This window comes from Candidatus Tectomicrobia bacterium (genome assembly GCA_016192135.1).
GTDB lineage: Bacteria > UBA8248 > UBA8248 > UBA8248 > UBA8248 > 2-12-FULL-69-37.
On record JACPUR010000017.1, the window covers coordinates 116,863 to 134,929 of the forward strand.

Here is an 18,067-nt window from a genome sequence, read left to right on the forward strand (position 1 = left end):
CGTCAGCTCGGCTTCCGGAAGGGCACGATCACGTTCTTGCAGAAGCGGTGGCCGAGACGCGCCTCCAGCCCTTCCCACAGCCTGTCCCAGCCCCGGTCCAGGGCGGGGAAGGGGGCATTCTCCCGCCAGGGGTTGCGCCGGTGGAGCTTTCCCCAGAGGTCCCGCAGCACCCAGGCGGGTTCCCCCCAGGAGCGCCAGTAGCCCTCCCCGACGGCGGGGCCGGGGACGAGGCCCGATGCCCGCCCCAGGGCCTCCAGGGCGCCCGCGGTGTAGCTCCGCTCCCAGCCCCAGGGCCAGGCGCCCCGGGCGATCCGGATGCGCTTCATGAGGGTGTAGCCGGTGAAGGCCTGGGGGACGCTGACGACCGCCCAGCCGCCCGGGGCGAGGAGGCGCGCCTGCTCGCGCATCATGCCCTCCGGTTCCGGGAAGTGCTCGACGAGGCCCTGGTGGAAGACGAGGGAGAAGGCCCCGTCCCGGAAGGGGAGGCGAAAGACGTCGCCCCGCGCGAGATGCACGCGCTGGCCGGTCTGCCCGCAGGCCCGCCGCGCCAAAGCGAGGCTCCCCCGGGCGATGTCCACCCCGAAGAAGAGGAGCCCGGGATGGCGCCGGGCCAGGAGGCAGGAGTCGATGGCCGTCCCGCAGCCCAGCTCCAGGCAGCGCGCCCCCGGGGGCAGGGCGGCCAGGACGCCGTCCAGCAGGGCGTGGTAACGGACGCGCTCCTCGAGGTGCCGCCGGATGTGGGGACCCAGGTCGGTCCGCGCCTCCCATTCGCGGTAGATGGCCTCGTATTTTTCGACCGGAAGCGCCGCCATGTGTCCCCTTCCCCGAAAGGCCCGGGTCGTCGCCCACCGGCAGTATAATCCAGAGCGGGGCCGCCGCGGGCGGAGGTGCCGCCGCGGGCCTTTTTTGCTATTTTGCCCCCGATTCCACCCCATTTCGCGGTTTGGGCCGCCCCCCGGCGGCCGGAGGTCCCGGGAGGCCCGGCGCGCCCATGCGGAATCTGCTCAAGGCGGCGATCAAGCGGGCGGTCGGCGCCGCGGGCTTCGAGCTCGTCCGCCGCGGCTCGGTGCCGGACGACCTCCGGCGGCTGCGCAGCGACTTTTCGCCGGAGGACTTCCGCCTGATCGAGGAAGTGGCCCTCTACACCCAGACGGGCCCCGAGCGGATCGTGGCGCTCGCGCGCTCGGTCGAGTACGTGGTGGGGAACGGCATCCCCGGGGCCGTCGTCGAGTGCGGGGTGTGGAGGGGCGGGAGCATGATGGCCGCGGCCAAGACCCTCCTCCGCCTGGGGGTTCAGGATCGGGAGCTCTACCTCTTCGACACCTTCGAGGGCATGCCTCCGCCCATGGCGCGGGACGTCTCCCACTGGGGGGAGCCCGCCTCGGAGGCCTACGCCCGCTTCCGGGGCGGGGGCGCCGGCGGGATATTCGAGGCGAACGCCGTCCCCCTGGAGGAAGTCAAGGCGGCGGTGCTGGGGGTGGGATACGATCCGTCGCGCATCCATTTCATCCGTGGGAAAGTGGAAGACACCCTCCCCGCCGCCTCCCCCGGCCCCATCGCGCTGCTGCGGCTCGACACCGACTGGTACGAGTCCACCAAGCACGAGATGGAGCACCTTTTCCCCCTGCTCTCCCGCGGAGGGGTGCTGATACTGGACGATTACGGGGAATGGCAGGGGGCGCGGACGGCGGTGGACGAGTACATCGCGCGGAACGCGGTGAAGATTCTCCTGAACCGGATCGATCACACCGGCCGGATCGCGGTGAAGCTCTAAGCGCGGGGCGGGCGCTCCCGCCGCTCAGGGGATCGCGATGGGGGGCTCTCCGGCGGGGGAGAGGCTTTTCCCGCGGAGCTGCAGGAGGAGTTCCCCGATCTGGCGCCGGTGCGCGGCCAGGAAGGCCGCCAGCGCCGCCGCGAGGACGGCGCATCCCGCCAGCCGGGCCGGCCAGCTGGCCTCCACCCTCCCGCCGCCGGCCGCCAGGTACGCTTTCCAGGAGAGCCAGACGGCCGCCGCGCCGAATAGCGGCGTCCAGGGCCTCGGCCAGATGCCGGTCCTGCGGTGAACGAACGCGGGCGAGAGGAGGAGGACGCCGATCTCGCTCGCCACCGTGGCCCACGCCGCCCCGTAGGCCCCCCAGCGGGGAATCCACAACAGGTTGAGGGCCACGTTGAGGACGGTGCCCAGGACGCGCGTGGTCATGAACCCCGGCCCCTGGACCCCCACCATGACCATGGTGTGGCCGAACGCGTTGTTCATGAACAGCGTGATGAGGGCGAAGGAGAGGATTCGCAGGACCGAAATGGCATCGGTGAAAGAGGGGGCGTAGATGGTCCGGATGAGATCGGGGGCCAGCACCGCCATCGCCCCCGCCCCGAGCGCGCCGATCATGGCCATGTAGTCGATCGTCTCGCGGTAGATCCACCGGAAGCCGGCGGGGTTGGCGGGCCAGCGCTCCGCGAGGAGGGGGGCGAGGGACGCCATCACGAGCCCCGAGCCGAGCAAGCCCAGCTCGATGAACTTGTAGGCCGCGGCGTACTGGCCCACGGCTTCGGGCCCCTTCATCCATTCCAGCATCAGGGCGTCCACCCGGAAGTAGAACACCCAGATGAGGCCGGACAGGCCGATGACGGCGGACTCGCGCAGGACGAACCGCGCGTGGGCCGGGTCCCAGCGCCACCGCAGGGAGATCTCCCTCCGGAGTCGCAGGTAGACGAAGGCGGCGCGGGGGAGGCGGACGAAGACATAGGAGGCGATGAGCCACTCGAGCGGCCATCCCCGCGCTCTCCCCAAAAGAACGGCCCCGAGGAGGAGAAGCTGCGAGAGCACCGAGGCGGCGGCCACGTTCTGCGCCCGCAGGCGGGCCTTGAGCACGATCTCGTACGTGTCGAATGCGCCCACGAAGTGGGAGAGGAGGAGGAAGATCACGGCCACGGTGTAGGCCGGGGGGAAATCCCGCCCGGCGAGGTAGAGCGCCCCCGCCGCCACGGCGGGGACCGCGAAGGCGGACTTGAGGACGATGCCGGAGGAGACGATGGAATCCGTCCCCTCCTTGTCCCGCGCGGCCTCGCGGAGAAGGATGGAGTCGAAGCCGAAGTTGGCGATCACCGCCGTGAAGTTGAGGTAGACGAAGGCGAGGGCGTAGAGGCCGTAGTCGGCGACGCCGAGGTAGCGCGCCAGCGCGCGGGTGATGTAGAGGCCGATGAGGGCGTTGACGAGGGTCCCCGCGGCCAGCCAGGCCGTGTTCGAGAAGATGCGGGCCTTCGTCCGGTCGGCGGCCAAGGGGGAAGGTCCTCGGGGGGCGGGTCTAAGAGGCCCGGCAGAAAAGGATGTCATTCTGAACGGAGCGAAGCGGAGTGAAGAATCTTCGGGTGTGGCCTCTCACGAAGATTCCTCGCTGCGCTCGGAATGACATCAAATTCTCACAATATGATCTGCGCACCCATTATCGCCCGGCCGGCGCCCCGCCCGCACCCGGCGATTTTTCCCCCTCCCCGAACCGCGCCCGGCAGGCCCGCAGCACCTCCTCCGGATCGATCCCGAGCGCCGCGCCTTCCGGCCCGGTGAGGCAAGTGATGCGGTCCGTCGCGGGGCGGTAGCGCCCCAGGTTCTCCTCCCGGAAGAGGGCCACCGCGGGCGTCCCCGCCGCCCAGGCGAGGTGCAGGGCGGCGGTGTCGGTGGTGAGGAAGATGTCCATCCGCTTGAGCAGGGGATAGGTGCCGTGGAAGCTGACCTGGCCCACCGTGCTGAGGGCAGCCTCCCCGAGCGCCGCCGCCAGCCGAGCCGCGAGGGCGGCCTCGGCTGGCCCTCCGGTCAGGAGGAAGCGCGCCCCCCGCTCCCCCCGCAGCGCCTCCAGCACCCGCCGGAAGGATTCCTCCGGCCAGGCCTTCTCGGGGCGCTCGCTGCCCGGGTTCACCCCGACGATCGGGCCCTGGCCCTTCAGGCGGCGGACCATCTCCTCCGCGCGGCGCTCGTCCTCGAGGGAGGGCCAGGCCTCGAGGCGGCCGCCTTGGGGATCCTCCGCGCCCAGGAGGCGGGCGAGGGCCAGGTTCGCGTCGCGCTCGTTCTGGGGGGCCTCCAGGCTTTCTTCGAGCGCGAGGTGAAAGAAGGTCCCGGCGCCGAGGGTGTCCCGGCCCGCGAGGAGGGGGGCGCCCAGCGCGCGCAGCAGCAGGCCCATGCGCACCGCGCCCTGCGGCGAGTAGAGGCCGATCAGGTTGAGGGCGGCGCCGTAGCCCTCGCGGCGGAGGCGGCGGACGAGGGGGAGCGCCTCCCGCCACCGGAGCGGGCTGTGGTTCCCTTGGAAGCCCTTGGCCTCCAGGGTGTGGATCGAATCGAGGTAGGGGCAGCCCCGGGCGGCGCGGGCGGCCCGGGCGCTGGTCAGGAGGTCCACCCGGCACCCCGGGAAGGAGGCCTTGAGCGCCCGCAGGGCGGGCACGGCGAGGAGGAAATCCCCCATCCCCGCCACCTGGACGGCGAGGAGGCGCGCGCCCCTCAGATCGGGCGGCCGGGCGAGGCGCGGCGCCGCGAGGAGCCTGAGGAGCCCCCGCTGGAGCGGCGTCATGCCGGCCCGCGGATCGGGTGCGTATCTCACGGCAGGGGAGTATATCGCGCCCGCACCCCCCGCGGGACGGAAAAGGCCGGGGCGGGAAGGGGCGGGACCCGTCCGATTGACCCTCCCTTTCCCTGCCCCTAGACTGCCTCCGGACGATTTTCAGGGGAGAGGGAAACCGCGTGGCCGTGACCGAGCTGACCTTCGAGGAGCTGACCGGGGAGCGGATCGCCCGCATCACGGAGGCGTGCACCCTGTGCGGCAAGTGCTTCGAGGTCTGCCCGATGGCGCCCTACTCCTCCCTCAAGGGAGCCGAGCCCGAGAGGGTGGTGCGCTCGGTGATCGATCTCCTGAACGATCGGCCCCATGCGCCCGAGGGCGCGGTCTGGGCCGAGACCTGCCAGAAGAGCGGCGCCTGCATCGAGGCCTGCCCCGAGGACGTGAACCCGCGCGAGATGCTCTCCTACGCCAAGCTCAAGCTCCAGCGGGCGAGACAGGGCCCCGAGGAGCGGGCCGGGGCGAGCCGGGACTACTTCCAGCTCCTGGGCCGCACCATCCGGCTCATGTCGGCCATCCAGGTGGAGCCCGGCCTCTGGCGCCGCCTGACCGCCGTCCGGGGGGGCAAGAGGGATAAGGCGGAGGCCGTCTTCTACTTCGGGTGCAACATCCTCCAGACGCCCCACATCCTCCTCTCCTGCATGGACGTCTTCGACCGGATGGGGCTCGACTACGAAGTCGCCGGCGGGATGGCCCACTGCTGCGGGGTGAACCATATCCGCCGCGGCGACCTCGAGGCGGGGGCGCTCATGGGGGCGAAGTCGCTGGGCCACTTCCGGGCCTACGGCCCCCGCGAGGTCATCACCTTCTGCCCCACCTGCCAGATTCAATACACCGAGTACATGCCGCTCTACGCGAAGGCCGAGCTGCGCCTCGCGGGGGCCGCCTCCTCCAACGGCGCGGGAGAGGCCCTTCCCTTCGTCCACATCACGTCCTATCTCGCGGCCAACCTCGATCGGCTCAAAGCTCTCTTCGTGCGCCCGGTGAACAAGCGGGCGGCGGTGCACCTGCACGGGGGGGTCGAGGGGATCGAGAAGAACCTGATGACCGTCCTGCGCGCCGTGCCGGGCCTGGAGATCGCGGAGATCGACCAGCTCTCGGACCACGGCTACCAGTGCCCCACCCTGGCCCTGCCCGAGGCCAAGGCGGCCATGCGGGAGCGGCTCTTCGCCTCGGCCCGGGAGGCCAAGGTGGACTCCCTCCTCACCGTCTACCACAGCTGCCACCGCGAGCTCTGCGCCGAGGAGAAGGGCCAGCCCTTCCGGGTGGAGAACTTCATGTCCGTCCTGGGCGAGGCCATGGGCTTCGACTACCCCGACCGCACCAAGACCTTCAAGCTCTACGAGGACATGGACCGCGTCCTCGCCGAGGCGGGCGACTTCCTCCGGGCCCACGGGATCGACCCCGGCAAGGCCCGGGAGGAGCTCCAGGCCGCCCTCTACGGCCCCCCGCGCCCGCGCCCCTGAGGAGCGATGGCTCGCATCGGCATCGATGTGGCCCCCGTCTCCCAGCACCGGGGCAGGGGGGTGGGCGCCCTGGGGGGGCAGCTGCTGGCGGCGCTCCTCGCGGCGCGGGGCGGCCGCTCCTTCGTCCTCTTCGCCCCCGAGGGCAGTCCCGAGGCGGAGCTCGCGCGGCGGGAGGGCGCCGAGGCGCGCCTGCGGCCTCCGGTGCGGCCGGGTTTTTCCCCCCAATGGCTGGCGGACGCCCTGCGGCTGGACCGCCAGGTTCGGAGCGCGCGCCCCGCCGTCTTCCACGCCTTCTTCCAGTGGAACCTTCCCCTCCGGCGCCTCCCGGTCCCGGCCGTGGGCCACGTCTATGACCTGATGCCGCTCGCGGCGGAGGATGTCTACCTGCGGCGCTACAAGCTGCCGGTCGGCCGGAAGATGCGGCTCTACCGCGCCTACTTGCGCCACGCGCTGGGGCGGCTGGACCGCGTCATCACCATCTCGGAGCACACGAAGCGCGACCTCGCGCGGCTGATGGGATTCCCGGAGGAGCGGGTGCGGGCCGTCCTCCCCGCCCCCGCGCTGGGGATGAGGCCGCCGGGCGATCCGGCCCGCCCGGAGGCCCTCCGCGCGCGGCTGGGCCTGCCGGAGGGCTACCTGCTCTACACGGGCGGGTTCGACTACCGGAAGAACGTGGAGATCCTGCTGCACGCCCACGCGGGGGCGCGGCGGAAGGGGCTCGAGCTTCCGCTCGTCCTCGCCGGGGGAATGGGCGGCCCCTATGGCCGGCTGATCCAGGAACTGGCGGCGGGGGCTCCCGGGGTACTGCGGACGGGTTTCGTGCCGGACGAGGACCTCCCGGCGCTCTACGCCGGGGCCAAGCTCGTCCTCTATCCCTCGCTCTACGAGGGCTTCGGGCTTCCGGTGGTGGACGCGATGGCCTGCGGCGCCCCGGTGGCCTGCTCGGACCATCCCTCCCTCGACGAGGCCGCCGGAGAGGCCGCCCTGAGGCTGCCCGCCGGGGACGGGGGCGCGTGGGCGGAGGCCATGCTCCGGGCGGCGGAGGCGGGAGGCCTGGCCGGGGCCCGCGAGCGGGGGCTGCGCCACGCGGGGAAGTTTTCCTGGGCTCAGGCGGCCGAGGAAACCTTCCGCGTCTATCAGGATGCCCAGGGATGACCGGAAAAAGAGGTTATTCCATCGGCTAGTATGGGTGGGGTTGCATGAAATCTCATCTTGAGACATGCTATAATATACGGAGGGCGATTTTCAGGTTTCGCCCGATTGTAACTTGCGGTTGAGATGAGGCAACGTATCGATATGGACAGCATGCCGATGTCAGGCTTGGAATTCCTCCTCGTGCTCGCCCTCTTCGCGGTCGTCCTGTGGCCGTCCAAGAAGGGGAAGGGGGTCTTCTCGCGCGCGGGCGGATGGCTCGCCCGAAGGCGTACCCTCGCGACCCGGATCAAGGCCGCCGAGGCTTCCCGCGCGGCCGCGGCGGCACCGCCCCAGGAACCGGTGAAACCGGCCCCCGTCCCCGCCGTCCGCGTGGGCCGGGCGCGCCGGGCCTACGTGAGCACCGCCGGCCGGGCCTGATCGCTCTTCCCGCCGTCCCCTGGCTCAACCCTGCCAAGGCGCCTCCCGGGCCTTGCGGACCTCCTCGCGGATCCGCTCCTCGCTCGCGCCCACCTCTTCGAGCAGAAGCCGCGCCATGGCCGCCGCGACCTCGGCCTCCTCGCTGCAGACGGTGGTGGCGCCCACCCGCTCCAGCCATGCCCTCTCCTGAATGTAGTGGCTCCGCGCCAGTATCTTCAGGTCCGGGTTCAGATCGCGCGCCGTCATGATGATGGCGGCCCTCGATGAGCGGTCCGGCGTGGTCACGAGAAGGTATTTCGACTTCTCGGTCCCCGCCCGCCTCAGGATCTCCCGCTGCGTGGCGTCCCCGTACACGGCGGGCTTCCCCTCCGCCCCGAGGGCCCGGACGGTGTCCAGGTTCAGGTCCACGATGACGGGCTGGATGCCGAACTCCTCGAGGATGTGCGAGGCGGCCTGCCCCGTCGGGCCGTAGCCCACCACGATGGCGCGCGGCCGGGCCCCGTCGCCCGTGTCCAGATGGAGAAGGAGCTCCTTCATCTCGCGGTTCAGCGCCCGCCCCCGCGCCCGCGCCTTGCGGTTGAGCAGGCGCCACAGGCGCGGCCGCCGCTGGAGCCACCGCTCGACCGGGTCCACGGCGCGGAAGACGATGGGGTTGAGGGAGATGGAAACGAGGGCGCAGGCGACGAGGAGGCCCTGCCCCTCGGCGGGGAGAATCCGGAGGTCGCGGGCCAGGCCGGCCAGGATGAAGGAGAATTCCCCGATCTGGGCCAAGCCCAGCGCCACGACGAGCCCCGTCCGGACGGAGTAGCCCAGGGCCCAGACGATGATCAGGGCCGAGAGCGGCTTCACGATCAGGATGATGGCGAGAAGGCTGAACAGGTAGAGCGGCTGCTCCCACACCACCTTCGGGTCGAACAGCATCCCCACCGAGACGAAAAACAGCACGGCGAAGGCGTCCCGCATGGGGAGGGCGTCGGCCGCCGCCTGATGGCTCACCTCCGACTGGCCCGCCACCAGGCCCGCGATGAAGGCGCCCAGCGCCATGGACACCCCGAAGACGGCCGCCGAGCCCGTCGCGATGGCGATGGCGAGGGCCAGGACGGTCAGGGTGAAGAGCTCGCGGGAGCGCGCGTAGGCGACCTGCCTGAGGACCCACGGCACGACGCGCGCCCCCACCACGAGCACCAGGAGGCCCAGCGCCCCCACCTTCAGCGCCGTCAGGCCCAGCGAAGAGAACACGCTCTCGCCGCGCGCCGCCGCCCCGCCGAGGAAGCCCGCGGCGCTCGGAAGGATCACGAGTACCAGCACGGTGAAGATGTCCTCCACGATCAGCCAGCCCACGGCGATGTGGCCATGGCTCGTCTGGAGGAGGTTGTTGTCGGCGAGGACGCGGGTGAGCACGACCGTGCTGGCCACCGCGAGCGCGAGGCCCATCGTCAGGCCGAAGCCGAACCCGTGGCCGAACGCCGCCGACGCCGCGAGCCCGAAGGCGGTCGCGGCGGCGATCTGCGCGACGGCCCCCGGCAGGGCGATGTTCCGGACGGCCAGCAGCTCCCTCAGGTGGAAGTGGAGCCCCACCCCGAACATCAGCAGGATCACTCCGATCTCGGCGAACTGGGCCGACATCTTCGGATCGGCGACGAATCCCGGCGTCTGGGGGCCGAGGGCGATCCCGGCGAGAAGGTAGCCCGCGATGGGCGAGAGCCCCAGGCGCTGGGTCAGCAACCCGAGCGCGAGCGCGGCGACGAGGCTCACGGAAAGGTTGATCAGCAGGCTCAAGTCGTGCACGGGACGGAAAGCCCCCTTTCGGGCAGTTCCTGGCGATCGCGGGTGGCTTGGGATGCGCTCGCGGCGGCGGCCATCATAGAAGAAGCATGCGCGGGGGGCCACTTGCCCGGCGTGGCCGGTTGGGCCGCTATTTCCATCCCTCGAAGGGTCCCGGGTCCTCGTCGAGCCCCAGGTGATAGGCGCGGATGCGGTTCCACAGCCGGAGCTTGGACCAGTCCGGCGAGCGCGCGGGGCGGAGGTCGTCCGTGAGGCAGGGGTTGGGGAGGAAGAAGGTGATCATCTGCTCGCCCCGGCCGTTCCAGAGGCCGAGGCTGTAGCTCAGCGGGGCGTGCCCGGCGATGGGCGGATCGGAGAACGTTCGGACGAGGGCCGCCCGCCCGCAGCGCCGCCACGCGGCAAGCCCCGGCGGGCAGGGGCGCCGCCCGTCCCCCTTGTGCTCCCCGATGCAGAGGTGCAGGTGCCAGTCGCCGAAATCCACGGTGAGGTAGCCGTCCAGGTAGCCGACGCGCCTGGGCGGGTGGCCGGTGCGGCACTCGAAGACGGCGCCCTGGATGCAGGGGCCGAACACGATGTCCCGGTAGTGGTTCTCGAAGAGGTCGCGCAGGAGCGCCTCGAGCGGCTCCCGCTCCGGGGTGAACTCCCACACCGCGGCCAGCCCGCCGTCGGGCTGCCGCTCCTCGCGCCGGGTGACTGCGGGCGGGGCGGGCATCGGGGACTCCTTATGCGCGTTGCGGATGAGGGTTTCGTAGGGGCGAACCTTGTGTCCGCCCCATGTATCACCCGCGCGTAAGGGCGATGACAAGCATCGCCCTTACGGACTGCTGGAGACTTCTGTAGGGAAACTAGCCGGATCTGCAGCTACCGCTCGGCTTCCCGGAGAGTATACCGGACGGGGAGCACCAGCGCATGGCGGACGTGGGGGAGGGGCTGCGCCCGCCGGACGGCCTCGAGCGTCGCCTCGTCCAGCGCGGGGTGCCCCGAGGTCTCGCGGATGGCGAGGCCCTCCACCCGGCCGTCGGGCCGGATGCGGAAGGCCACGACCGCCGTGCCCTCGACCCCCATGAGCCGGGCGGCCTCGGGATAGCGCTTGGCCCTCTCGATGCGCGCCACGATCTGGGCGAGGCGCTCCCGCAGGAGCCGGGGCGAGAGCGTTTCCTCCCCGGGGAGGGGAGGAAGCGACGCCGTCCGGGAGCCTTCCGCCCGGGGCGCGGGGGCCGGGGATGCGGGCTTCGTTGCGGCCGGTGGGGGAGGGGATTCTTCTTTCGGTGGAGAGGTGGGCGCTTGGCCCGGACGGGCGAAGGGCTTCGCCTCCTGGGAAGGCGCCGGGGGGACTTGGCGCGGCGCGCGCCCGGCGGACGCGGCCTCGCGCGGCGGGATGACCTTCTTTTTCTCCGCTCGTGCACCCGGCGGCGGGACCGCGCGCTCCGGTGCCCGGGGTGCGGCGGTCCCCTGGGGCGCGGCCTGCCCGGGCGAAGAAGTTTGCCCGGGCGGTGGGAGAGGGGAGGGAGGCGTGCGGGGCTTGGGTTCGCGGATGGGCGCCGCCTCGGGGGCGGGCGCCTTCTCCTCCGGCGCGAGGCGCACCAGCCGGACGGGGTAGCCCGGCTCAGGCGCGCCCCCGGGGGGGAGGAGGGCCAGGCCCCCCAGCAGGCCCGCATGGACGGCGGCCGAGAGGAGCCAGTGGAGCTTCAGCCCCCCGCCCTTTCCCGCCGTCCGGTAGATGGTCCGCACCGTCTTGATCATGTCAGTAGAGGATGTGCAGGCGGCTCTTGCCCCGGGGAGGCCGCCCGTCCGGGATGGCCGCGGGGGACTCCACCACGGCGATGAGGGAGCCGTCCGGGCTGATCGCCGCCTGATCGTAGGGGATGGGGCCCTCGGTGTGGTATTCGCCCGCGTAGGGGTTCCCCTCCCGCCTCGTGTCGAAGAGGACGAGGGCGTTCACATCCTCGCGGCGGAAGGCCCGGCTCTGGCTCAAGGGTACCGCGAGCCAGCGGCCGTCCGCCGAGAGGGCGAGGCCGTTCGGGCGGTTGGGGGCGGCCCAGCGGTGGCGCAGCCGCCCGTCCCAGCCGAAGAAGAGGAGCGTGTTGCTGTTCGGGTGAGGCTGATTCGTCGAGGCCCCCGCCGGCGCGGCCTGGAGGGGGACATATCCCCCGCCCAGGGAGAAGATGGCCAGCTCCCGCGTGGCCCCCAGCAATCCCGTCTCGGCCACCACCGGGAAGCCCCCCGTCTGGACGGGCCCGCCCCGCGCCTCGGTCCAGCGCGCGCGGCCCCGCTCGATGATGTAGAGCCGGCCGTCCCCCGTCGAGGCGTTGACGGCGCCCCCGTCCGGGCGCACGGCCACGCTCCTCCAGGTGGTGACGCTCTTGAAGGGGGGGAGGGGCTCGAAGGGATGGCGCCAGCGCTCCTCCCCCGTCCCGAGGTCCACCGCGTAGAGCCCCGGCGGCATCGGGAGCCCCGGCTCCCAGTTCCGCGCCATGCCGAGCACGCCGACGGCCACGCGCGCCTTCTCATCGTGGCTGAACCACGTCAGCGAGAGGGGCGCGGGCTTCTCGCGCGGCCATTTCCAGCGCAGGGCGCCCGTCCTCCCGTCGAAGCGGTAGAGGTGGGAGAGCTGGCGGACGGGCGATCCGGGGTCGGGATACCAGTTGTGGAGACCCCCCACGAGGAGATCGCCCTCCGGCGTCACGGCCATCCGGTAGGGGCCGGGGAACTCCACCCAGGCGAGCTCGTTGCCCGGATCGCGGGGGCCGCCGCTCCCCAGGTCCTTCGAGAGGTCGTAGCGCCAGGCCTCCCGCCCGCCCGGAAGCTCCACCGCCCGGATGCTCCCCTCCCGCGTCTGCTCTCCGATGAAGAGAACGCGCTCGTCCGGGGAGAAGGCGGCCGCCTTCGCCAAGCCCTCGGCCACGCGGCGCTCGAAGACCGTCTTCCCGGTCTCCACTTCCATCACCCGCACCTGTCCCCGCTGGTTCCCCAGGGCGAGGAGCCTCCCCGAGGGGCTGAAGAGGACGAAGGTGGACTCGCCGCTTCCCGCGTGGCCCGGGCCCGCGAGCATGCCCTCCAGCTCCACGACCCGCACCGGGACGGGGTCGGCCAGGGCGGGCGCGACGGCCTCCATCCGCTGCTTCCCATTCTCACCCCAGCGGAGGGTGCACGCTTCGCGCGGCTCCCAGCGGAAGGCGAGGAGGAGCTTTTCGCCCATGACGCGCGGGGCCGCGGCCTGAGCGGCCCTGCCGCCGCAGGAGACGGCTACCTGCTTCGCCTCGCCCGGGGGCACCCCCTCGATCACCCCGCCCAGGCGGGCGAAGGTGAAGCGGGGCGCCGCGGGCTCCGCGCCGCAGCCCGGGAGCAGGAGCGCGAGGGCGAGGGCGAGCCGGGCGGTCATCAGATGGCCTCCCGCGTGAAGGTGTAAAGCGGCGCGAGGGCCGGGTGGTAGTAGAGGCCCGAGGCGTAGAGGAGGTAGAGCGCCTTGGCCGCCGCCACGGCGGCCGCTCCCAGCAGCGCCGCCGAGAGGATGGCCCGCTCCCAGGCCTTCATGCGGAGGGGATGGAGGCTCGTGCGCCGCCGGGAGGGGTCGTAGCCCCGGCTGGCGGCCGCGAGGGCGGCGGTCTCGGCCCGCCGGATGGAGGCCGCCAGCACGGGCCGGGCGATGGAGAGCAGCGCCCGGAAGGCGTTCGCGCCGAGGCCGCCCCCGAGCCTCAGGCCGCGCATCCGCTGGGCGCGCAGGGCGATCCGGGCCTCCTCCGCCGTCACGGGCAGGAAGCGGATGGCCGCCGTCGCGCAGAAGGCCAGGGCGTGGGGCAGGCGCAGCGAGGAGAAGCCGGCGAGGAGGCCGCTCGGCTCCATCGTCCAGGCCGCCGCCAGCCCCGCGCTCAGGGTGGCCGCCAGGCGCAGGGACTGGACCGCGCCGTGGACGATCCCTTCCCGGTAGATCGCGAGGCCGCCCGTGAGCGTCCCGATGAGGGGCGTATCGGGCGGCGCGAGGACGAAGAGGGCCGTGCGCGGGAGGTGGTTGTAGAAGATGGCCTGGGAGGCCATCAGGCTCCAGGCGGAGAGCCCCAGCGCGGCGGCCAGGAGGATGAGGGCCCGGAGGCCCGGGCAGGCGGCAAGGGCCCAGCCGAGACCGAGGGCGGCCAGCAGGGCGAGCGACGCGGCGTTGTCCAGCGCCACGGCCATTGTCCCGATGGCGAGGAGGCAGCCGGCCAGGAAGCGCGGGTCGCGGCCCGCGGCGCGCGCGGGGGAGATCATGGCGCCATCCTCGCGGGGGCGGGCTCGAGATCCTCGAGCGCGCCCTGCCCCGCCCCGGCCAGCACCCCGGCCGCCGGCCCCAGGGCGGCGGTCCTTCCCTCGCGCAGGACGAGCGCCCGGTCCGCGCACTGGAGGGCGGACCCGGTGTCGTGGGTGCAGAGGACGATCCCGCGCTCCTCCGGCGCCTCGTCCACCCATCGGCGGAGGTCCGCGAGCAGGCGCTGGCGGAGGCCCCGGTCCAGGCCCGCCGTGGGCTCGTCCAGCAGAAGGACCCGGGGGGCGCAGGCCAGCAGCGCCGCGAGCGCCACCCTAAGCCTCTCCCCCCGGCTCACCGAAAAGGGGTTGCGGCCCGCCAGCGGGGCGAGCCCCACCCCCTCCAGGGCGCGCGCCACGGCCTCCCGGGCCTCGGCGGGGGGACGGCGGAGGAGCCTGGGCCCGAGCGCGACTTCGTCCCGGATGGTGCCCGCGCTGAGCATGAGGTCCGGGTTCTGGAAGAGGAAGCCCACTTTTCCGGTGAGGGAGGAGAGGGAGAGCCGGGGGCGGACTTGGCCGAACCACTCGATTTGGCCTTCCTGGGGGCGCAGGAGGCCCGCGAGGAGCCCGAGGAGGGTGCTCTTGCCGGCGCCGTTGGGGCCCATCAGGGCGAGGATCTCCCCGGCCCGCAGTTCGGCGGTGACATCATCGAGGGCCGGGGGACTCTCTTTCGCGTAGCGGTGGCACAGGCCCCGGAAGCGGACGAGGGCGGGCTTCTCCGCGCGGATGGAGATAGGCGCCGCGTGAGGGGCGGGGAACTCGTCCCCCGGTGCCTCGAGGCCCAGCTCGCGGAGGAGGGGCATCGCCTCGCCGAAGCGCCCGCGCGGGAAGACGCCCCGGATGGTTCCTTCCTCCAGGACGACCAGCCGGTCCGCGAGCGGGAGAACGCGCCCGACGCGGTGCTCCGCGATGAGGAGGGTGAGGCCCTGTTCCCCGCGCATGGCGGCGAGGGCGCGGAGGATTTCCCGGCTCGCGCGCCCGTCGAGCTGGCTCGTGGGCTCGTCCAGGGCGAGGACGCGGGGGTGAAGGGCGAGGGCGCTGGCGAGAGCCACTCGCTGTTTCTCCCCGCCCGAAAGCTCGGCGCACGGCGAGTGGCGCTTTGCGGAGGCCGAAGCGCGCGCGAGCGCCTCCTCCACGCGCTGCGCGATCACCCCGGGCGGCTCGGCCAGGTTCTCGGGGCCGAAGGCCACCTCGTCCTCCACCCGGCCGCAGAGGAGCTGGTCCTCGGGGTTCTGGAAGAGGAAGCCCACCGCCGAGCGCAGGGCGGGGGAGGGGATCGAGGCGGCGTCCCGCCCGCCGATTTCGATTCGGCCCTCGAGGCGGCCCGCGCTCTCGCGGGGAATGAGGCCGTTCGCCGTCTTGAGCAGGGTGCTCTTCCCGCAGCCGGTGGGACCGGTCAGGAGGACGCACTCCCCCTCGCGCGCCGCGAGGTCGATCCCCCGCAGGGCCTCCCGGGCCGCCCCGGCGTAGCGGAAGCGCACGCCGCTCCAGGAGATGGCGGGGGTCATCCGGCCACCTCCCTGAGGGGCGCGCCCAGCCGCAGGCCCAGCGCGAAGCCGATGAGGGTGTAGAGCACGCTCCCGACCGCCAGGTAGAGCAGGATGTACCAGTCCGCCAGGATGAGCCGGTAGAAGAAGATGTGCAGGTGCATGCTCGCGCCCGCCAGCAGGAGGTCCGCCCCCACGAAGGCCAGCCCCGCGGCCAAGGCGGGGCGCCAGCGCTCCTGGGGCCAGCGGTCGAGGAGCCTCCGGCCGGGGGCCCCGCGCGTGATGCCCGCCAGCCAGGCGGCCCCCTCCAGGAAGACGATCTCGGCCGCGAGGAGGAGGACCGGGATGATCTGGAAGGACTCCAGGGTGAGGGCCAGGATGAGTCTCCGGATGGCGGCGAAGAGGGCGAGCGCGCCGGGCACGGGGTAGCGCATCAGGAAGGCCGCCGCGAGGGCGTAGAGCGGCACGTGGCTGAAGAGGCCCGTCACCAGGAAGGAGAAGGGACCGAGGAATAGCCGGGTGGTGCTCCCGACCAGGAACTCCGGCAGGCTCGCCAGGACGAAGGCCGCCGCCGCGAACATGGCCGCCCCGGTCATCACCCGCAGGGGCATGGCCCGCAGCACGCGCCCCCCGCGCCAGGCGAGGAGGGCGCTCCCTGCGATGGCGACGGCCAGGGTGGCCGCCGTCACGAGGAAAGCCCTGAGGCTCGGGCGCCTCAGTTCGAGCGGGAGATCGAGCGCGAGGAGATCCGTCTCGGTGCCCAGCAGGCGCACCTGGACCCGGCGCACGTAATGTCCCGGCGCCGCCTCGCGCGGGTCGAGGAAGATGGGAAGGACGACGGGCGCCGTCCCCCCCGCCGGCAGCGCCGCGAAGGCGATGCTCCGGCCCGAGCCCCCGCTGATGAGATCGGGCGCCCGGAAGAAGGCGGCCTCCCGATCCGTCCCCGCGACGAGGATGCGCGAGGCGACGGTCAGGGCCAGCGCGCCCTCCGAGGCGTTGCGCAGCCACAGCGTCTGGTGGCGGTAGGGGAAGAAGGGATTGACCGGGGGGCCGCCGCGCCCGGTCAGGGTCAAGAGGAAGTGCCCCGGCCCGCCCGGCAGCAGCATGGTGTCCGGGAGCTGGAAGGGGTCGGCGTTCCCCTCCTCGTCCGTGGGGAGGGCGGCCCGCTCCAGCCGCACCGCGCGCGCCAGCTCCCCGGCGGGCCGCAGGAGGACCTCGGTCCGCACCTGGAGCGGAGGGTGGCCGCCCCCGGGGCGAAGCGCCGCCTCGAAGGCGAGGGAGCCGGACGCGCGCTCCGGGAGGCGGAGCTTCACCTGGCGGAACCAGATGTCCCCCGCCGCGCCGAGGCTTCCAGAGGCGGAGAGGGCGAAGCCCCCGCCGCCGGTGGAATGGAGGAGCTCCCAGCCTTCCGGCAGCGATTCCACCTCGACGCCCGGCGGGAGCCGCAGGAGGGCCTCGAAGCCGCCCGCGCCCCCGTTCGGGGTGGCCTCCCCAAGGGAGGCCACCTTAAGCGTCGCGTGGAGAGCGGCCCCGGCGGGCAGGAAGGCGCGCGGGGAGGCGAGGCCGTGGGGGATTTCGAGGGTGAGGGCGAATGGCGCCGGGCGCGCGGCGGGGGCCGGCGCGGACGCCTCGATCCAGGCGCCTCCTCCGTCTCCCCCGGCGCCCTCCCGCATGCGGAGCCGCACGCGGTAGGTTTCCCCCGGCCGCCAGGGGAACTCGACCCGGAATTCGCGGCCGGACCGGCCCGCCAGCTCGCGGCGGAGGAGTACCCGCCCCTCCCCGGAGAGGACCTGGACCTCCTCGGCCGGAGCGGCGCGGGAGAGGTGCAGATGGATGCGATCCGGGCCGAAGGCGAAGCGGGAGAGCCGCACGGGCTCCCCGCCGCCCCCGCACCCCCCGAAGGCGAGGGGCGCGAGGAGCAGCAGGAGCCAGAGAAGCCGGCTCAGAAAGGCTCCCATCCCACGCCCCTGTGGCCGAAGTCGAAGCGGTGCGGGTGGAGGATCTCGGCCAGGATCTCCAGCGACTCGGCCACCCGCGGCCCCGGCCGGTTGAAGAACTGGTTCCCGTCCGTCAGGGCCACCCGGCCCTCGCGCACCGCCCGCAGGCGCGGCCAGCCGGGCCGGGCGGCGAGGGCGCGCATCTCCTTCCGTGTCTTATGGAGGCCATAACCGCACGGGAGGACCACGATGACCTCGGGGTCCCGCGCGGCGAGGTCGTCCCATTCCATCCAGGGAGAGTGGGCGCCGGCTTTTCCAAAGAGGTTCTCGCCGCCCGCCATCTCCACCAGCTCCGGCACCCAGTTCCCCCCCGCCATGAGCGGGTCGATCCATTCGATGCAGGCGACGGAGGGGCGGCGCAGGCCGCCCGCCTCCCGCGCCACGGCCGCCATCCGGCTCTTCATTTGAGCAATGAGGCTTTCCCCCCGCTCCGGCACCCCCAGGGCCTCCGCCACCTTGGCGATGTCCCGCCAGATGTCGGCGAGGGCGTTCGGCTCCAGGGAGACGATGCGCGTTTCGGCGCCCGCCCACTGGCTCACCGCGCGCTCCACGTCCTTGAGGCTCACCGCGCACACCTCGCACTGGGACTGGGTGACGATGACGTCCGGCGCGAGGGCGCGGAGCCTCGCCTCGTCCACCCGATAGACCGAGAGGGCGTCCCGCAGCGCCGCCTTCACCCGGGCGTCCACCTCGGCGCTCGTGCCGCGCGGGTCGAAGCGGGGCTCCGTGCAGACGGGGAGGTCCTCGACCCGGGGAGGGTAATCGCACTCGTGCGAGCGGCCCACGAGGCGGCCGCCGAAGCCCAGCGCGCAGACGATCTCGGTCGCGCTGGCGATGAGGGAGACGACGCGGAGCTCCTCTGGCATGGATTCTCCTTC

At 72.9% G+C, this 18,067-nt stretch carries 15 protein-coding genes; 4 read left to right on the plus strand and 11 right to left on the minus strand.

Going from position 1 to position 18,067, the window contains the following annotated elements; genetic code table 11:
* Positions 1-2: 2 nt before the first annotated feature.
* Positions 3-812: a class I SAM-dependent methyltransferase gene (locus tag HYZ11_06995; GenBank protein MBI3127334.1), complete on the minus strand. Its 810-nt coding sequence runs from the start codon at positions 810-812 to the stop codon at positions 3-5.
* A gap of 179 nt (positions 813-991) precedes the next feature.
* On the opposite strand from HYZ11_06995, the gene HYZ11_07000 reads away from it, so the two are divergent.
* Positions 992-1,774 carry a class I SAM-dependent methyltransferase gene (locus HYZ11_07000; GenBank protein MBI3127335.1) on the plus strand — a complete coding sequence of 261 codons (783 nt, stop codon included), beginning with the start codon at positions 992-994 and terminating at the stop codon, positions 1,772-1,774.
* Positions 1,775-1,798: 24 nt separating this feature from the next.
* Here HYZ11_07000 and HYZ11_07005 read toward each other — a convergent pair whose 3' ends face one another.
* Both HYZ11_07005 and HYZ11_07010 read right to left on the minus strand, forming a co-directional pair.
* Positions 1,799-3,280 (minus strand): flippase, encoded by a 1,482-nt coding sequence (locus HYZ11_07005; GenBank protein MBI3127336.1) that lies wholly within the window; start codon positions 3,278-3,280, stop codon positions 1,799-1,801.
* 163 nt (positions 3,281-3,443) lie between these two features.
* Positions 3,444-4,589: a glycosyltransferase family 9 protein gene (locus HYZ11_07010; protein ID MBI3127337.1), complete on the minus strand. Its 1,146-nt coding sequence runs from the start codon at positions 4,587-4,589 to the stop codon at positions 3,444-3,446.
* 140 nt (positions 4,590-4,729) lie between these two features.
* On the opposite strand from HYZ11_07010, the gene HYZ11_07015 reads away from it, so the two are divergent.
* The 3 genes from HYZ11_07015 (at position 4,730) to HYZ11_07025 (ending at position 7,642) form a co-directional block, all read left to right on the plus strand.
* Positions 4,730-6,070, plus strand: coding sequence for a (Fe-S)-binding protein (locus HYZ11_07015; GenBank protein ID MBI3127338.1), 1,341 nt, complete (start codon positions 4,730-4,732; stop codon positions 6,068-6,070).
* A 6-nt stretch (positions 6,071-6,076) separates the two neighbouring features.
* Positions 6,077-7,225 (plus strand): glycosyltransferase family 4 protein, encoded by a 1,149-nt coding sequence (locus HYZ11_07020; GenBank protein ID MBI3127339.1) that lies wholly within the window; start codon positions 6,077-6,079, stop codon positions 7,223-7,225.
* Between the two features lie 156 nt (positions 7,226-7,381).
* Entirely contained in the window at positions 7,382-7,642 is a 261-nt protein-coding gene (locus HYZ11_07025; GenBank protein ID MBI3127340.1) for a hypothetical protein, read from the plus strand.
* A gap of 24 nt (positions 7,643-7,666) precedes the next feature.
* Here the strand turns inward: HYZ11_07025 and HYZ11_07030 are convergent, their stop codons facing one another.
* From HYZ11_07030 to HYZ11_07065, 8 genes are all read right to left on the minus strand, one after another.
* Positions 7,667-9,430: a cation:proton antiporter gene (locus tag HYZ11_07030; protein MBI3127341.1), complete on the minus strand. Its 1,764-nt coding sequence runs from the start codon at positions 9,428-9,430 to the stop codon at positions 7,667-7,669.
* A 127-nt stretch (positions 9,431-9,557) separates the two neighbouring features.
* Entirely contained in the window at positions 9,558-10,139 is a 582-nt protein-coding gene (locus HYZ11_07035) for a hypothetical protein (GenBank protein ID MBI3127342.1), read from the minus strand.
* Between the two features lie 149 nt (positions 10,140-10,288).
* Complete coding sequence (locus HYZ11_07040; GenBank protein ID MBI3127343.1) at positions 10,289-11,158, minus strand: energy transducer TonB; 870 nt, start codon at positions 11,156-11,158, stop codon at positions 10,289-10,291.
* Positions 11,159-11,171: 13 nt separating this feature from the next.
* On the minus strand, positions 11,172-12,809 hold the full coding sequence (locus HYZ11_07045; protein ID MBI3127344.1) for a PQQ-binding-like beta-propeller repeat protein: 1,638 nt from the start codon (positions 12,807-12,809) through the stop codon (positions 11,172-11,174).
* Positions 12,809-13,672, minus strand: a complete 864-nt coding sequence (locus HYZ11_07050) for a hypothetical protein (protein ID MBI3127345.1) — start codon at positions 13,670-13,672, stop codon at positions 12,809-12,811. The genes HYZ11_07045 and HYZ11_07050 overlap by 1 nt, the downstream gene beginning before the upstream one ends.
* Complete coding sequence (locus HYZ11_07055; GenBank protein MBI3127346.1) at positions 13,669-15,213, minus strand: ATP-binding cassette domain-containing protein; 1,545 nt, start codon at positions 15,211-15,213, stop codon at positions 13,669-13,671. Before HYZ11_07055 ends, HYZ11_07050 begins: the two co-directional genes overlap by 4 nt.
* Positions 15,210-17,150, minus strand: a complete 1,941-nt coding sequence (locus tag HYZ11_07060) for a hypothetical protein (GenBank protein ID MBI3127347.1) — start codon at positions 17,148-17,150, stop codon at positions 15,210-15,212. The genes HYZ11_07055 and HYZ11_07060 overlap by 4 nt, the downstream gene beginning before the upstream one ends.
* Positions 17,135-18,055 (minus strand): cobalamin-binding protein, encoded by a 921-nt coding sequence (locus HYZ11_07065; protein MBI3127348.1) that lies wholly within the window; start codon positions 18,053-18,055, stop codon positions 17,135-17,137. Before HYZ11_07065 ends, HYZ11_07060 begins: the two co-directional genes overlap by 16 nt.
* Positions 18,056-18,067: the final 12 nt, after the last annotated feature.